The following is a 14,124-nucleotide window of genomic DNA, read 5'->3' as shown; positions in this document are numbered from 1 at the left end:
TCCGACAAGTGCTGGAGCTTTTGTCCCTCAACACGCTTTTTGTGCCGAGGGGCAAGAGTGAAGCGATCCGGGACGAAATCACAGTTATATTTCGTCCTGGGAGGACCTAAGATGAAATAATATTTCATCATTTATGCTGAAAACCGAAGTTCGTTTTCAGCCCTGGGCGCTGCAGCTAGACACTGCAGCCAGCAAAAAAAACCATGGGCAAGTATACCTGCCCATGGTTTGATCCGTTGATGAGGAATGGGTATGGAAAACTTATTGATGCACAAATGTTGTATGAAATTTGGACAGACTTCTCCCGTTGACAGCTATTACATGTGTAATAGAGCGCACTTCAACCGTTAGCCAATCCACCATACAACGTACACCATTCAGCATTCCTACCCCTCCTTTCATCCAATAGTATATTTGTTCCAATTATACCATTTTAAAAATTCATTTTGCAATAGGCTCCACATCATTTCATGAAGACACATCTACATGTATTATTGCGGCAAATCCTGCTTTCTTGGCTTTTCGCACCAGCTTTTCAGCATTTTCTTTTTGCTCAAAGCGGCCGATTTGGACCCGGTAAAACCTGTCGCGTTTGTTTTCGTTAACCGCTGGTTCACCCTTGCCTTCCCTTTTGATGATCGCCATTTGATCTTTAATATCTCCCAGAAAATCTTCAAAACTCTTACCGATCCTTTGTAAAGCATTTACTGGGTCCCTCCGTCTGCCTGGATCCAGCTGAAAATGCCCTTTCACATGAAGCATCGGATTCCATTCATAGCTTTCACACAGCCATGCAAAAAACCATACATATCGCTTGTATGCTTCCTCTCCGGAAATCTTTCCTCCATAGCATAGCTCAACCCCTATCGCCCAGTCATTGGCATCCGATACCTGCTTCCTGACGTGCCAGGCTTTTTCATGCAGCGGGATGATCATCAGGACTTCCTGGTCATCAATAAATACATGGGCAGAAGCATCTAAATCCCTGCTGTTAAAATACTTAAAATTTTGAAGAGCTGAGGAACCTTCATTGCCAGTATCATGTGCTACCGCATACCGCGGCATTCTGTTGCCGCCAGGCCTTTGTTTCCACTTTTTATCGATCAGCATAGAAGTGATATTATACCGTTGTGGCATGAGCCCATCCCCTCATTTCTGTTTACCTATATATAGACAGAAAAATAAAAAAAGAGCTGTCTGTATCGACAGCTCTTCTCCCTTTAATGGGTGGCGAACACCCACACCCAGTAGACGATTCCTGCAAGAAAACCAATTCCAAGCAGCAAAAACCATAATGTACTGTTTTTCATCTTCCAACCTCATTCTGATGTCATTGTCCACTTTGAGGGTACCATACCATCAACAAGAAAAGAAGTTCCAAAACAGGAAATTTTGTGTTAAAAACAGATAAATGTTTGAGTAAATCGCTGCTACAGTATACTATATTTAATAGAAGCGCCAATATTGAACTAAACGTAGAATAGGTGAATGATATGAGTGATAATCGCACGGAGTCAATTATAAATCTTGAAAAAAGCTTCCAAACTGCCTTTCGGACTTTCAGGAAAGACATTAATGACCTTTTTTCTGATGATGTCCCCGCCAACGAATTTGCAGTGCTGAATCTATTAAAAGATAAAGATTTTCTTACTGCGTCTGAACTGGCCGCAGAAATGAAGGTATCATCCAGCCACATTACCGGTGTAACAGACCGTCTAATAAAAAAAGATATGATTACGAGAGAACGTTCGGTTACTGACCGGCGGATCGTGTACGTAAAGATAACAGAAAAAGGCCACTCGGTTGCAGAAAAACTGGCTTCCATCCGCCACGAGTATTTCAAAGAAAAATTCTCCGCGCTCTCTGATGAAGAAGTAGAAAGAATGATAGACTACTTAAACCGAATGGTGTAATAATAAAAGCCAAATGGCGAGAACTCCTGATCGAAGAGGGGCTCTTGCCATTTTCCCGGCGAAAACTTTCAGTCTGCAGGCGTATACATGCTCCACATCCCAATATCTTTAAAGCCTAATCGCTTATAGATTGAACCGCATCTGGATTATTATAGAACAGGCATAATGTCTTACCTTCCGCCAGGATTTCTTCGCATAATGCAGCTGTACACTTGCTTGCCAGTCCTTGCTTGCGGTATTCCTATTAGATTCAAGTGCCTGGATGAGGCTTCTCCTCACCGTTTCCCCAGTCTGAAATTCTTGGATTGTTTTTTTCAGCGGAATCAACAAATTACATAAGAAAACCCGCCATTTCAACGATGGCGGGCTTCATTTCACTCGAGATGCGAGATAAAGATTGATGCGGTTCCGAAATAGACAAGCAATGAAAAAATGTCGTTAAGCGTTGTGATCAAGGGTCCTGAAGCAACAGCAGGATCCACGTTAAAGCGATATAAAAGAAGCGGGATCAGTGTTCCTGCAAGTGTCCCAATGATGAGCGTCAAAAATAGCGAGCTGCCGACGACGAGCCCCAGGATGGCATTTCCCTGCCAGAAATAAGCAACCAGTGCGATCAAGATTCCGCAGGTCGTGCCAATGATTAATCCTACACCGAATTCTCGGAAAATAAGGCGCCAGATCACTTTTTTATCAATATCATTAGAAACAAGCCCCCGGACCACGACCGCCAGTGATTGCGTTCCAGTATTACCCGTCATTCCAGCGATCATCGGCATGAAAAAAGCGAGCGAAACGACCTTTGACAGCGTACCTTCAAAAGCTGAAATGATACTGCCGGAGATGATACCGATAAACAGAAGGAGAATGAGCCACGGAAGCCGGCGGTAGGAAGCTACAAAAGCACTCGTGCTAAAGTCGATGGACTTTCCTGAAGCAGATAATTTTTCAATGTCCTCATTTGCTTCCTCAATTAAAACATCAAGTACATCATCTACCGTTACAATCCCAAGTAAAACGTCATTATCGTCCACAACAGGAACAGCAATAAAATCATACTTTTCAATGGTGCGTGCCACTTCCTCCTGGTCCATGTCAGCTTCAACTGAGATGACCCGGGTGAACATGATGTCCTCAATCCGATCGTTGATGTCAGCCAGCAGCAGATCCCGATAGGAGACGACACCGGCTAGCTGCTTTTCTTCATTAATCACATACAAATAATAAATATTTTCAGCAAAACCTGCGAACGTTTTCAGTTTATCGACCGCATCCCGCACCGTAAACATCTGCGGAATCCATACGAACCTGTTGGTCATGATTCCGCCGGCCGTGTCGGCAGGATATTGCATGAGAGATTGGACCGTACGGGATTCATCCGCCCTCATGGATGCAAGAAAATCCTGAATCTCTTCAAACGAAAAGTTGCTCAGCAGGTCGGCGAGGTCATCGTTTTCCATCTCATTCATGATATGAGAGGACCGCTCGATTCCCAATTTGTGAAGTATCTCAATCTGATAATGGCTGTCAAGTTGCTGGAGAAGAGAAGCCAGCTGCCTTGTCGTCAGGAAGGTAAGAAATTTATGCCGGTGTTTTTCAGGCAGCGTTCTATAGACTTCTGCAATGTCATAGGGATGGAGCTCATCCATTAATTCCTGAAACTGTTTCTTCCGAAGTTCTTTCAAACTTTTTATAACATACAGCAGAATTTGATTTTCCGTCATTTCCTTGAACACGAATGTCACCCCCTTGATATCGTTCCTATTATATAAGAATCTCCAAGAAACTGCGAATGCAACATAGTATTTTAAAAATCGTGCACCGGTGTATTGAATCCGGACGAGCACATGAGGTATAATCAAATCAACATAAGAAATTAAAGAGCAGCAACTGACGAGAACGTGTGGAATTGACCACAAGGAAGCTGCAGTTTTAACCTAAAAAGCCGTTCGTCTGGGCAGAGGTAAGGGATCAATGTATCATTCCTTGCCTTTTTTCTATTCTCAGGAGGTAATTGGATGGAAAACAAGCTAATACTTGATGGCAGCCGTGTCGCTGCGGAAATTAAAGAGCAGCTTAAAAAAAGAGTGGATTCAATCACCAGCAAAGGGATCACACCTTGTTTGGCGACTGTTTTAGTCGGGGATGATCCTTCTTCCGCTACCTATGTGAAGATGAAAGGCAACGCGTGTGAAAAGCTTGGAATCATATCCAAGAGAATTCACCTTTCTGCCGACATCACCACAGAAGATTTACTCAACACCATTCACGAATTAAATCAAGACGAAAACGTTCACGGCATCCTGCTTCAGCATCCGGTGCCTTCTCACATTGATGAAAGAGCCGCCTTTGAAGCGATCGACATTGAAAAAGATGTAGATGGCGTAACAAGCTGGGGATTTGGCCAGACTTCATTCGGATTTGGGAGCTATCCATCCTGTACACCTGCAGCCATCATGGCCATCATGGATTTTTATGACATTGCAATTGAGGGCAAGCACGCTGTTGTTGTTGGCAGGAGCCCAATTCTTGGCAAACCGGTGTCCATGCTTCTCCTTAACCGAAACGCGACTGTAACCACTTGCCATTCCTATACCCAAAATTTAGGTGAGATTGTAAAGCAGGCTGATATTGTCGTCGCAGCGGTCGGAAAACCTAAGTTCATTCAGGGGGATTGGATTAAACAAGGGGCCGTAGTCATGGATGCCGGCTATAACCCTGGAAACATCGGTGATGCTGACTATGAAGCATGTGAGAAAAATGCCGGGGCGATAACCCCTGTTCCCAAAGGTGTCGGCCCTGTTACTATCGCCATGCTGCTAAAGCATACGGTGGATGCTGCCGAGAAAAAATTGGAGAATAAGTAACATAGAAAAAACGGATCCGCAGATTGTTCGCGAATCCGTTTTTTGTGGTTATCGTTTATTGCTATTATTGAGCGGTCAGAACGAGAGGACCTTCTTTCGTGATGGCAATCGTATGCTCATACTGAGTAGAAAGCGATCCATCATACGTTCGGGCGGTCCAGCCGTCATTATCGATCTTCACATAGCGTTTGCCTGTGTTCAGCATAGGCTCGATCGTCAGGACCATCCCTTCTTTTAAGAGAGGCCCTGTTCCTTTTGTTCCAGCGTGGGGTACCTGAGGATCCTCATGCATTACGCGTCCGATCCCATGTCCGATAAACTCGCGTACGACGGAAAGCCCTTCGCCTTCTGCATATTTCTGGATCGCATGAGAAATGTCTCCGATCCGATTGCCGATCACAGCTTTTTCAATGCCGATGTAAAGCGATTTTTCGGTAACTTCCAAGAGATGACGCGCTTTCTCGGATACTTCGCCTACTGTATAGGACCATGCGGAATCGGCGAGCCAGCCGTTCAATTTAACGACCATATCAATGGTCACGATGTCTCCTGACTTCAGTTTCTTCTTGTTCGGAAAACCGTGGCAGATGACGTCGTTTACAGAGGCGCATGTAGCGAACGGGTAGCCCTGATATCCTTTTTGTTCTGGTGTAGCTCCGTGCTCTTTAAGGTATCGTTCCACAAATGTATCGATATCAAGCGTAGAAATTCCCGGACTGATGAGTTTCTTGATCTCTTTGTGGCAGTTCGCCAATAATTGTCCGGCTTTGTGCATTTTTTCAATATTGCTTTTTGACTTGTAAATAATCATGATTATCCTTTCCCATCCTGCAAATAAGTAAGTGTAAACTTACTATATTCTTTGTTTATGTATTGGTTCCCAACAAGGGGCTAAAAACAGCGGAAGGCGCAAATCAGTGGTTGATTTACGCCTGGTGGCTTTGTTTCATTCTCGATTCAACAAGTTTTCCGCCCAGCCAGAGGACAAAAATGCCAAATACCGCTAACCCTAGCTTTAACGGATTTTTTATGATATCCAAAAAATCGTATCCAATGAAGGAGATGATGGCGATCATCACGAGCTTGCCCAGAGTTACGGACAAAACAAATGTTTTTTGATTGATCCGTGACAATCCGGCAATCACATTGATTAAGGCAGAAGGTGTAAATGGAAAACAGTAGATGAGGAAGAGTGTCCCGAAACCATGTCGTTCCATCCAACCCAGCAGCCTTTCGATCTTACGGTGCCTTGTAATAAAATGAAGAAATCTTTGCTGCCCCAGTTTCCGAACGAAATAAAAAACGATGAGCGAACCGATCACAGCACCAAGCCAGGAAAAAAGAGCTCCCAGCCAAAATCCGTAGGCAGCAGCATTTCCTGCCACTATAATGAACAGGGGCAAAACGGGTATTATGGCCTCAAGCAGCGGGAGAAGCACGCCGGGCAAGAAGCCCAAGTCCCGGTACTGCTCTAAAAAATGCAGAATGTTTTCCTGCGAAAGATATGATTTCCACTCACTCCAATTCATAGCCCGGTCTCCCTTCTCTATTGGTATCATCGTTTCCATTTCAACCTTAATTTAATCCCATCATGAGCCTCTAAATATCGCCAAGATTAGACAGACTTTTCAACTAGTTTACCATATTCACTCAATTAGTCCTAGTAAACAACCAACAAAAAAAACCATCCATTCTGAAGTGCCGCCAATCGTTAGATACATTTAACCATTGGTAGTGCATTTCATTCCGGATAGTTTTTCCGATCTTATTTCATTAGAGCTTCGTACACTTGCAGATCTAGCTCTTTTGCCTTATCTGCATTCGTGGTTTTCTCGTATTCAGGCTCTTGCACAATCTTAGCTCCCCAGAACATACTCTCGAAGACGTGGTCGACCACTACCTCGATCTTGGCAAGCTTTAGCGGGACCCCCTCCATTCTGTCTTCAAGAATAACCGCCTTTCCATTGATGGAATAGACGCTCCCCAGGCCAAAGACGGTTAGAACGACCTGGGGATTTCCCTTAATGTTAGCGACAATTCGGGAATTATTTGTTACAGTAAATCTGATTCTTTTTTCGTCGACACCTTTGACCCAAGAGATCGCAGTCACTCCCGGCGCATTCGTTTCTGCATCCACCGTACCGAGCAGCACCAGTTTTTCCCCTTGTAAATATTCAAAAAGTTCCATTGAAAGCTGAACAGGTATTTCCCGTTTGGCCATTTGAAAGTGCTCCCTTCTTTATCCATTCAGATGTACGATTCTATCATCTCATAATCCCGCTGGGTTAGGAACGAATACAAGTATTAAAAAAACTGCCATAAGAAAACTTCTCTTATGACAGCTCCTCCTCTCCTTACTCTGCGTCATGTCACAAAATCTGGTTTCTGCTGGGCCAAAACCGCTTTTGACTGTTGAACAGGGCTGCCAGTTTCCTGCTGTATAAATGCTGCTGCTTCTTCGAACCAGCTATCAGGGGCTTTATGCCCCCAGAACGTCTGGCGGCGCGGGTCGTTAATATCCCATTTTACCGGATCAAAATCCGGATCACACGTCAAATAATCTCCGTTATAGAGCTCGAGGCGGTTTCCGTCAGGATCGCGGATATAGAGGAAAAAGGCGTTGGATAAGCCGTGCCGCCCAGGCCCTCTCTCGATACAGTCTGCATATCCCATGCTTGCCAGCACATCACAGGAATGAATAAGGCTCATCGGATCAGAAAGCCAGAAGCCCACATGGTGAAGGCGGGGGCCCTCTCCGTTCATAAACGCAACATCATGAACAGACGGCTTACGGTGAAGCCAGGCAGCCCATGTTCTGTCATCATCAGTAGCTGTATATTCGGAACAACGGAAACCGAGTTTATGTGTATAAAAAGCGACGGACTTCTCTACATCAGGAACCATGCAGTTAACATGGTCGATTCTTTGGATGCGTGCTCCCTTATACAGGTCATACTTCTGCAGGCAGCGTTCCACCGTTTCCATTTTCGAAAAGAATTCGAGCGGCATGCCCGAAGGATCGGTCGCCTTCAATATTCGGCCGAGAGCCTTTTGGGTTCCCGCCTCCTCCCACTGTGTATAGAGGTTCTCCCTTTTGAAAAGCCTTTCAATTTTCTCCAAATCATCTTCATGCCATACTTTATACCCGATGGCATGAACACCCGGCTGATCCGCTTTCTTTAATACAAGACAATGATGACAATGTTCTTCCAGGCCCCGCAAATAGATATGCTCTCCATCATTTTCCGTCTCGATAAATCCAAGCGCATTGATATAAAAATCCCGTGATGCATTCAGATCGGTTACATTCATGACCACTCGGGCCACTCGAATGATATTAAAGTCCATAAAGCACCTCCTTAAATCCGCGCATAGTTATGGTCAGGGGTCTTCAAACGGTTCAAGAATTCCTGTACCATTTGCTTGTACGGTTCCTTGTTGAAGCCATCATAATAAATATTGGACATGCGCGCAGGATCTCCAAAAAAATAATATTCGTACAGCGCCTGCCTGCCGCCAAAGGAACTCATGCACACATCCCAGGCGAGCCTGAAAAGCTGAACCCTTTCGTAACCATTGATGTTCGCACCCTGTGTATAGCGGTGGACGAGCTCCCCGATGTCTTCAGCTTCAAAGTCAGCCTCCGTTGGTATGCCCATCAGGCCGGATGCTCCCAAGATCCTTACAATCTCGACCATACGCTGATACATTTTTGGAAACCAGTTTCGAGCTGCATTAAGCGGTGCAAAATCAGGCGTCATGTTTCCATAGGCATCAAGGGCCGCATTTTGTTCGGCTCGGAACAGATGAGATTTCATCGTTTCAAGAATGAGCATGACCTCGGATGCTTTCTCCTTTACGTGCGGGAATACATCAATACCAATGGCATCCATGATGCTTAAGATGATGCCGAGAACAAATTCCGTTTTTACGGTATTCTTTGCGACGACTTGGTGGGCCATATGTACGATCGCGTTTGTTTCCACATACGTACGGTTACAAATATCGGAGCTGCCCCCAACGAACACACGGTCCCATGGCACAAGCACGTTATCGAACACGACGATTGCATCGCTCTCTTCAAACCGCGAACTTAACGGATGGTCCCACTGGTTCCTTCCTAGGTCAAAGGACTCCCGGCAGAGAAACTTTAAGCCCTCGGTATTGTTAGGAATAGCAAAAGCCATGGCGTACGGATCATCCTCTGTCGCCGCCTTGTTTAATGTGGAGGGGAACACGACAATCTCGTCCGTTACACCGCCAAGCGTTGCTAAAAGCCGTGCTCCTTTTATGACAATGCCCTCTTTATTCTTTTCTACGATTCTTGCAGAAAGATAAGGATCCTTTTGCTCAGACTGTTTTTTCGAACGGTTGGTCTGCGGATGGATGAGCGTGTGCGTAAGGCTGACATCTTTCTCACGGCAATAGTGATAATAGTTTCTCGCGTTCTCTGCAAACATCGGGTCTCCCTGTGCAAAGAAAGAGTCTGCCGTGCCAAACGCCATGATACTTGTATTCAAGTAATCAGGCGTGCGTCCCATCATGCCTCCCGTGTACCGAGCCCATTCAGTAAACATTTCACGGCGCGCGGTTAGATCGTCCTTTGTTTTCGGGGCGATGAACGATAGACCGACCTTATCTCCAGTTGTATCTGAGGTGTAGAGCATCTTTTCTGCTTTTTCATGCTGGAGATCAAAAAGATTGGCAATGGATCGCACCACATTCCTTAAGGCTGGATGCTCTGTTACATCAGTTACTCGTTTTCCATGGATCCAAACATTGTTGTTAGCCCTTTTCAAACCGTTTATATATTGCTCTCCCGTGCGTGCAGGCAATGTCATTCCCTCCCAACATATACTAGCTTGCTGTTGTTCTAGCTTCAGGCGTTTGTGTTTGCAGATGCAGCTTTGTTCTTTTTGCCAAACTGCTGAATATGATGATCACCCACCGCCACATGAACCACTTTCATTTCTGTGTAGAATTCAAACGCATAATGGCCGCCTTCTCTGCCGATTCCAGACGATTTAGATCCGCCAAACGGTATGCGCAGATCGCGTACGTTCTGTGAATTCACCCAAAGCATCCCAGCGTCTATGGCACCTGCAACCCGATGTCCTTTTTTCATATCATTTGTCCAGACATAGCCGGCTAGCCCATATTTAACATCGTTGGCCATCTCAATGACTTCTTCTTCTGTCTGGAAGGTCATAACCGTTAAGACCGGTCCAAATATCTCTTCCTGAGCCACCGTCATGCCGTTCTTCACATTCAACAGTAGAGTCGGTGGTATAAAGTTGCCTTTCGAGAGATGCTTCGGCACTTCAGCAGCATAAACCTCACCGCCTTCATCTTCAGCGATCTTTATATACCTTTTCACATTTTCATAATGATCCTTATGGATCAGCGGACCGACTTCTGTATCAACATGGGAAGGATCACCTACAATAATGTTTTGAACTCTTTCTTTTAATGCGCGGATGAAGGATTCGCTGATGGACTTCTGAACGAACAGTCTGGAATTGGCTGTGCACCTTTCTCCATTAAAAGAGAAAATTCCCCATACACATGCATCCAGGGCACGGTCAACATCACAGTCTTCAAACACGATGATGGGCGACTTGCCCCCAAGTTCCATGGAAAACCGTTTAAGGGAATCGGCTCCATTACGCATGATTTCCGAACCCGTTTTCGTCTCACCCGTAAACGAAATCAACTGAACATCTGGATGGGCGACTAAGGCTGCACCTGCGGTTTCCCCGAATCCGTGAACGATATTGAATACACCCCCCGGCAGACCGGCTTCATGAATAATTTCTCCGAGCTTATGGGCGGTCAGCGGCGACCATTCAGCGGGCTTGAGCACAACCGTATTCCCGGTTGCAAGAGCCGGCGCAACTTTCCATGTTTCGAGCATGAAAGGGGCATTCCAAGGAGTTATTAACCCGGCGACTCCCACCGGTTTCTGAATCGTGTAGTTGATGAATTCATCGTCTACATGGTAGGCTTCACCAACCATTCTGTTCTTTACCATTTCGGCATAAAAACGGAAGTTGTCTGCTGCTCTTCCAACCATTTTTTTCGTCTGAGAGATCGGAAGACCGGTATCCAAAGACTCCAGCTTCGCCACCTGCTCAATATCGCGGTCGATGAGATCCGCAATTTTATGAATGTGTTTAAGCCTTTCGCTGAGTTTCATTCTTCCCCACGGTCCTGTTCTAAAGGCGGCCTTTGCTGACTTAACGGCAGTATCAATTTCCGCTTCCGTTCCTTCGGCGACCGCATTAATCGTTTCATTCGTAAATGGATTGAGATTGGCAAACGTCTCACCTGATATCGAAGGAACAAACTCACCATTTATATAATGGAGAACGGTTTTTTCATAGCTGCTGCTCATGCTGCATCCCTCCTGCTGCCGTACCCGCAGAGCGGCCATCAAGAATTTTATTCTCAAGAGTTCCGATATAATCAATTTCAAGTCTTAACGTATCACCCGGATGAACGTGAGAAATCCCTTTAGGTGTCCCCGTCCAAATGATGTCGTTCACTTCCAGTGTCATGAACGAAGAAATGAACTCAATGAGCTCAGAAATGCTGTAGATCAAATTCTTTGTATTGCCTTGCTGCCTCAGTTCACCGTTAACGTACGTTCTAAGCTCTAAGTTATTTGGATCAGTAATATCTGCAGCATCCACAACATAAGGTCCAAGCGGTCCAAAGGTGTCATGCCCTTTTGCACGGACGGGCGGACGGTACATGTTGTTGACAAAATCACGGACCGTTACATCATTCGCAATGGTGTAACCGCTTACAAATTCCATCGCTTCCTTCGCTTTAATATTTCTTCCTTCTCTTCCGATCACCACAGCCAGTTCATTTTCATAATGCATATAAGTAGCTCCATCCGGATAATAAACGGGTGCTTTATGGCCGACTAGCGAACTGTTCGGCTTGATGAAGAGTACAGGTTCAGCCGGTTTATCCAATCCTAGCTCCTCCGCATGATCCGCGTAGTTTAATGCCAGACCGATCATCTTATTCGGTTTAAGCGGCGGAAGCCAAGCCTCTGCTTCGCTCGTTAAGATCGTCCGTCCACAGCTCAGAAGAAGCCGATCATCCTTTAACGTCGCCGTCCGCTCTCTGCCTTCAAGCAGGATACGTGCGTGCTTCATTGCATCTCACTCCCCACTTTATTCAATAATCCATAACGGTTTAATACAGTACGAATCTCGTTTTGAATGCCATCAGATGGCAGATCCATCGGAAGTCTCAGCCTCGGCTTAATTTTGCCCATCATTCCGAGTGCCGCCTTTAATGGTGCAGGATTTGTATCCCTGAACAAAACATCGTTCAACGGCATTAGTTCATAATGAAGCTGCATCGCTTCCTCAACGTTTCCTGCTTCCCACGCATTGTACACCTCCGCGACCTTCCCTGGGAGAACATTGGCCGTTGCACTGATATAGCCTTTCCCTCCGATTGCAAGCATCGGATAGCAGAGCAGCTCAATGCCGGAGAACAGCAGAAAATCCCTTCCACAGTTAAGGAGAACACGATTGACATGTTCGAAGTCTTTGTTCGACTCTTTCACCCCGATGATGTTCGGACAGTCCTCTTTTAGCCTCGCGAGCGTTTTCACTTCAAGATTCACAGCTGTTCTACCAGGAATATTGTAGATGATCAAAGGGATATCAACAGACTCTGCAACTGCTTTGAAATGTTGATATAACGCGTGCTGAGAAGGCTTATTGTAATAAGGTACAATAACCATGGCTGCATCTGCTCCCATTTCCTGGGCTCTTTTCGTCAGATGCAAGGTTTCCAGATGATTGGTCGAGCCTGTTCCAGGTACGACAGGCACTCTGCCTGCTGCAGAACGGATCGCCGTGTCCATCACCTGTTCTCTTTCCTGAAGTGTCAATGAACTCGGTTCTCCAGTCGTGCCTGTAACTGAAATTCCGTGGCTTCCGCTTTCAATATGCCAATTGATCAAGCCACGAAGGGTTTCCAAATCAAGGCTGTCATCCGCTTGGAAAGGCGTAATGATAGGCGCAACAGATCCCTTTAGCCTGCTTTTTATCTCATCAAAATTGTTAGTGGACAAAATCATCATCTCTCCTTTAATCGTAATGCTGAAGCAGTATGCAAAAGTAAAGCTTTTCCCTCCTCATCATGTATAATTTCGAAATGCTTCCTGACTTTTCTTTTCTTCCAAGAATGACTGTACGGTGTTTAATTTGTGGGCGCGGACATAGGCTTCAATTTCTTGGAAAGCATGACGGTTAAGAAGCATTTCAATGATCTTTTCATGTTCTTCGATGGATTTTTTTGCTCGTGCCGGCTTGGTGGCGGAGCCCATCTTCCTTACTCGGTCGAGTCTGTTCCAGGTGGATTTGATGTTTTCTGCTAAGAAGTGATTATCGCAGTATTGGTAGGTTAAGCTGTGGAATTCCCTGTTGCAGTTCCCGAACATAAGAAAATCGAATTCATCCAATGCCTCTTTCATCCGGTTGTTGATCGCAATGAGGTCGTTAATTTTGTGGCGGGGGAAATGCTGTGCTGAAATGGCAGTCGCGTGACCTTCTAATACAGCCAGAACAGACAGCGTTTCCAGATACTCTTTCTCATGAAAGGGGGTGACAATAGCACCGCTGTAGGGTTTAAAATGAATAAGCCCGTCAGCTTCCAGATTGCGTATGGCTTCACGAACCGGGATGGCGCTTGTGTGCAGTTCTCTTGCCAGCTGATCAATAACAATCCTGTACCCTGGTGGATATCGCCCATCTAGAATACGTGATTTAATAACCTTGTAGGCATACTGCTGCTTGCTGATTCTGTTGTTATTTTCCATAAGTTTATGATAGTTGAAAATCATATATGATTTCAACAGAATTTTCTGAAAATCATATATTATTCCTAAATATAGGCCGAAGGAACCATCCTTCACCTAAATAATTTACAGGCGTAGTAAAAATAAGCTATTCTAGTTCTATCTTATTAAAGGGGAAAATATTGACATGAAAGTCAGAAATGCAATGGAAATTCTTGTAGAAGAGGCGTTAAATTATTATTGGAAACAGCTCGAACTCCCTTGTAAATGTGATTTATGCAAGACGGATGTTTATGTTATTACACTCAATCACCTTCCTCCACGCTATGTTTCCAATGAAAATGGCTATGCTTATGTAAAAGCTCAAAACTTTAACGATCAATCAAGAATTAACATACTCAATGAAATCGTGAAAGCTACCGGAAAAGTAGCTGTACAGCCTTCCCACCATCTTTCCCGCCCTGTCTCAGAGGACGGCCCTTCAGAGGAGTAAAGGTTTTTAATTTTTCTGACAAAACGA

At 45.1% G+C, this 14,124-nt stretch carries 14 protein-coding genes, 1 pseudogene and 1 riboswitch; of the genes and pseudogenes, 3 read left to right on the top strand and 12 right to left on the bottom strand.

Annotated features, from left to right (window positions below; translation table 11 throughout):
* Positions 1-468: 468 nt before the first annotated feature.
* Positions 469-1,137, bottom strand: a complete 669-nt coding sequence (locus ABHN01_RS01765) for an N-acetylmuramoyl-L-alanine amidase (RefSeq protein ID WP_429874129.1) — start codon at positions 1,135-1,137, stop codon at positions 469-471.
* Between the two features lie 356 nt (positions 1,138-1,493).
* Here ABHN01_RS01765 and ABHN01_RS01760 point away from each other — a divergent pair, with 356 nt between their 5' ends.
* On the top strand, positions 1,494-1,913 hold the full coding sequence (locus tag ABHN01_RS01760; RefSeq protein ID WP_290399879.1) for a MarR family winged helix-turn-helix transcriptional regulator: 420 nt from the start codon (positions 1,494-1,496) through the stop codon (positions 1,911-1,913).
* A 68-nt stretch (positions 1,914-1,981) separates the two neighbouring features.
* Here ABHN01_RS01760 and ABHN01_RS01755 read toward each other — a convergent pair.
* Positions 1,982-2,151 (bottom strand): annotated as a pseudogene (locus tag ABHN01_RS01755) (GNAT family N-acetyltransferase); the annotation flags it as partial.
* Positions 2,152-2,287: 136 nt separating this feature from the next.
* Positions 2,288-3,646, bottom strand: a complete 1,359-nt coding sequence (mgtE, locus tag ABHN01_RS01750; RefSeq protein WP_429874128.1) for a magnesium transporter — start codon at positions 3,644-3,646, stop codon at positions 2,288-2,290.
* A 140-nt stretch (positions 3,647-3,786) separates the two neighbouring features.
* Positions 3,787-3,876: riboswitch (ZMP/ZTP riboswitch) on the top strand.
* 52 nt (positions 3,877-3,928) lie between these two features.
* On the opposite strand from mgtE, the gene ABHN01_RS01745 reads away from it, so the two are divergent.
* Complete coding sequence (locus ABHN01_RS01745) at positions 3,929-4,777, top strand: bifunctional 5,10-methylenetetrahydrofolate dehydrogenase/5,10-methenyltetrahydrofolate cyclohydrolase (RefSeq protein ID WP_429874127.1); 849 nt, start codon at positions 3,929-3,931, stop codon at positions 4,775-4,777.
* Between the two features lie 64 nt (positions 4,778-4,841).
* On the opposite strand, the gene map is transcribed toward ABHN01_RS01745, so the two are convergent.
* The 9 genes from map to ABHN01_RS01700 form a co-directional block, all read right to left on the bottom strand.
* Positions 4,842-5,588, bottom strand: coding sequence for a type I methionyl aminopeptidase (map, locus tag ABHN01_RS01740; RefSeq protein WP_429874126.1), 747 nt, complete (start codon positions 5,586-5,588; stop codon positions 4,842-4,844).
* 115 nt (positions 5,589-5,703) lie between these two features.
* Positions 5,704-6,306, bottom strand: coding sequence for a TVP38/TMEM64 family protein (locus ABHN01_RS01735; protein WP_429874125.1), 603 nt, complete (start codon positions 6,304-6,306; stop codon positions 5,704-5,706).
* A gap of 236 nt (positions 6,307-6,542) precedes the next feature.
* Positions 6,543-6,998, bottom strand: coding sequence for a pyridoxamine 5'-phosphate oxidase family protein (locus ABHN01_RS01730; RefSeq protein WP_429874124.1), 456 nt, complete (start codon positions 6,996-6,998; stop codon positions 6,543-6,545).
* A 143-nt stretch (positions 6,999-7,141) separates the two neighbouring features.
* A complete protein-coding gene (gene hpaD / locus ABHN01_RS01725; RefSeq protein ID WP_290399885.1) occupies positions 7,142-8,125 on the bottom strand; it encodes a 3,4-dihydroxyphenylacetate 2,3-dioxygenase in 984 nt (327 codons plus the stop codon).
* Between the two features lie 11 nt (positions 8,126-8,136).
* Positions 8,137-9,612 carry a 4-hydroxyphenylacetate 3-monooxygenase, oxygenase component gene (hpaB, locus tag ABHN01_RS01720; RefSeq protein WP_429874123.1) on the bottom strand — a complete coding sequence of 492 codons (1,476 nt, stop codon included), beginning with the start codon at positions 9,610-9,612 and terminating at the stop codon, positions 8,137-8,139.
* Between the two features lie 44 nt (positions 9,613-9,656).
* On the bottom strand, positions 9,657-11,171 hold the full coding sequence (gene hpaE / locus ABHN01_RS01715; protein WP_429874122.1) for a 5-carboxymethyl-2-hydroxymuconate semialdehyde dehydrogenase: 1,515 nt from the start codon (positions 11,169-11,171) through the stop codon (positions 9,657-9,659).
* Positions 11,155-11,946 (bottom strand): fumarylacetoacetate hydrolase family protein, encoded by a 792-nt coding sequence (locus ABHN01_RS01710; RefSeq protein ID WP_429874121.1) that lies wholly within the window; start codon positions 11,944-11,946, stop codon positions 11,155-11,157. The genes hpaE and ABHN01_RS01710 overlap by 17 nt, the downstream gene beginning before the upstream one ends.
* Positions 11,943-12,878, bottom strand: a complete 936-nt coding sequence (gene hpaI, locus ABHN01_RS01705) for a 2,4-dihydroxyhept-2-ene-1,7-dioic acid aldolase (protein WP_429874120.1) — start codon at positions 12,876-12,878, stop codon at positions 11,943-11,945. Before hpaI ends, ABHN01_RS01710 begins: the two co-directional genes overlap by 4 nt.
* Before the next feature lie 66 nt (positions 12,879-12,944).
* Complete coding sequence (locus tag ABHN01_RS01700) at positions 12,945-13,625, bottom strand: GntR family transcriptional regulator (RefSeq protein ID WP_429874190.1); 681 nt, start codon at positions 13,623-13,625, stop codon at positions 12,945-12,947.
* Positions 13,626-13,791: 166 nt separating this feature from the next.
* On the opposite strand from ABHN01_RS01700, the gene ABHN01_RS01695 reads away from it, so the two are divergent.
* Positions 13,792-14,097 (top strand): late competence development ComFB family protein, encoded by a 306-nt coding sequence (locus tag ABHN01_RS01695; protein WP_429874119.1) that lies wholly within the window; start codon positions 13,792-13,794, stop codon positions 14,095-14,097.
* The last annotated feature ends 27 nt before the right edge of the window (positions 14,098-14,124 follow it).

The sequence above is a fragment of the Fictibacillus sp. NRS-1165 genome, from assembly GCF_050468105.1.
Taxonomy (GTDB): Bacteria; Bacillota; Bacilli; order Bacillales; family Fictibacillaceae; genus Fictibacillus_C; species Fictibacillus_C terrinigri.
Note: the sequence above shows the minus strand (reverse complement) of the source record. Positions and strands in the feature narration are given on the sequence as shown.

Excerpts from the sequence above, each read along its gene's own strand:
- ABHN01_RS01735 (WP_429874125.1), bottom strand. The coding sequence starts at position 6,306 with ATGAATTGGAGTGAGTGGAAATCATATCTTTCGCAGGAAAACATTCTG.
- ABHN01_RS01745 (WP_429874127.1), top strand. The coding sequence starts at position 3,929 with ATGGAAAACAAGCTAATACTTGATGGCAGCCGTGTCGCTGCGGAAATT.
- map (WP_429874126.1), bottom strand. The coding sequence starts at position 5,588 with ATGATTATTTACAAGTCAAAAAGCAATATTGAAAAAATGCACAAAGCC.
- ABHN01_RS01695 (WP_429874119.1), top strand. The coding sequence starts at position 13,792 with ATGAAAGTCAGAAATGCAATGGAAATTCTTGTAGAAGAGGCGTTAAAT.
- hpaD (WP_290399885.1), bottom strand. The coding sequence starts at position 8,125 with ATGGACTTTAATATCATTCGAGTGGCCCGAGTGGTCATGAATGTAACC.
- ABHN01_RS01710 (WP_429874121.1), bottom strand. The coding sequence starts at position 11,946 with ATGAAGCACGCACGTATCCTGCTTGAAGGCAGAGAGCGGACGGCGACG.
- ABHN01_RS01765 (WP_429874129.1), bottom strand. The coding sequence starts at position 1,137 with ATGCCACAACGGTATAATATCACTTCTATGCTGATCGATAAAAAGTGG.
- ABHN01_RS01730 (WP_429874124.1), bottom strand. The coding sequence starts at position 6,998 with ATGGCCAAACGGGAAATACCTGTTCAGCTTTCAATGGAACTTTTTGAA.
- ABHN01_RS01700 (WP_429874190.1), bottom strand. The coding sequence starts at position 13,625 with ATGGAAAATAACAACAGAATCAGCAAGCAGCAGTATGCCTACAAGGTT.
- hpaE (WP_429874122.1), bottom strand. The coding sequence starts at position 11,171 with ATGAGCAGCAGCTATGAAAAAACCGTTCTCCATTATATAAATGGTGAG.
- ABHN01_RS01760 (WP_290399879.1), top strand. The coding sequence starts at position 1,494 with ATGAGTGATAATCGCACGGAGTCAATTATAAATCTTGAAAAAAGCTTC.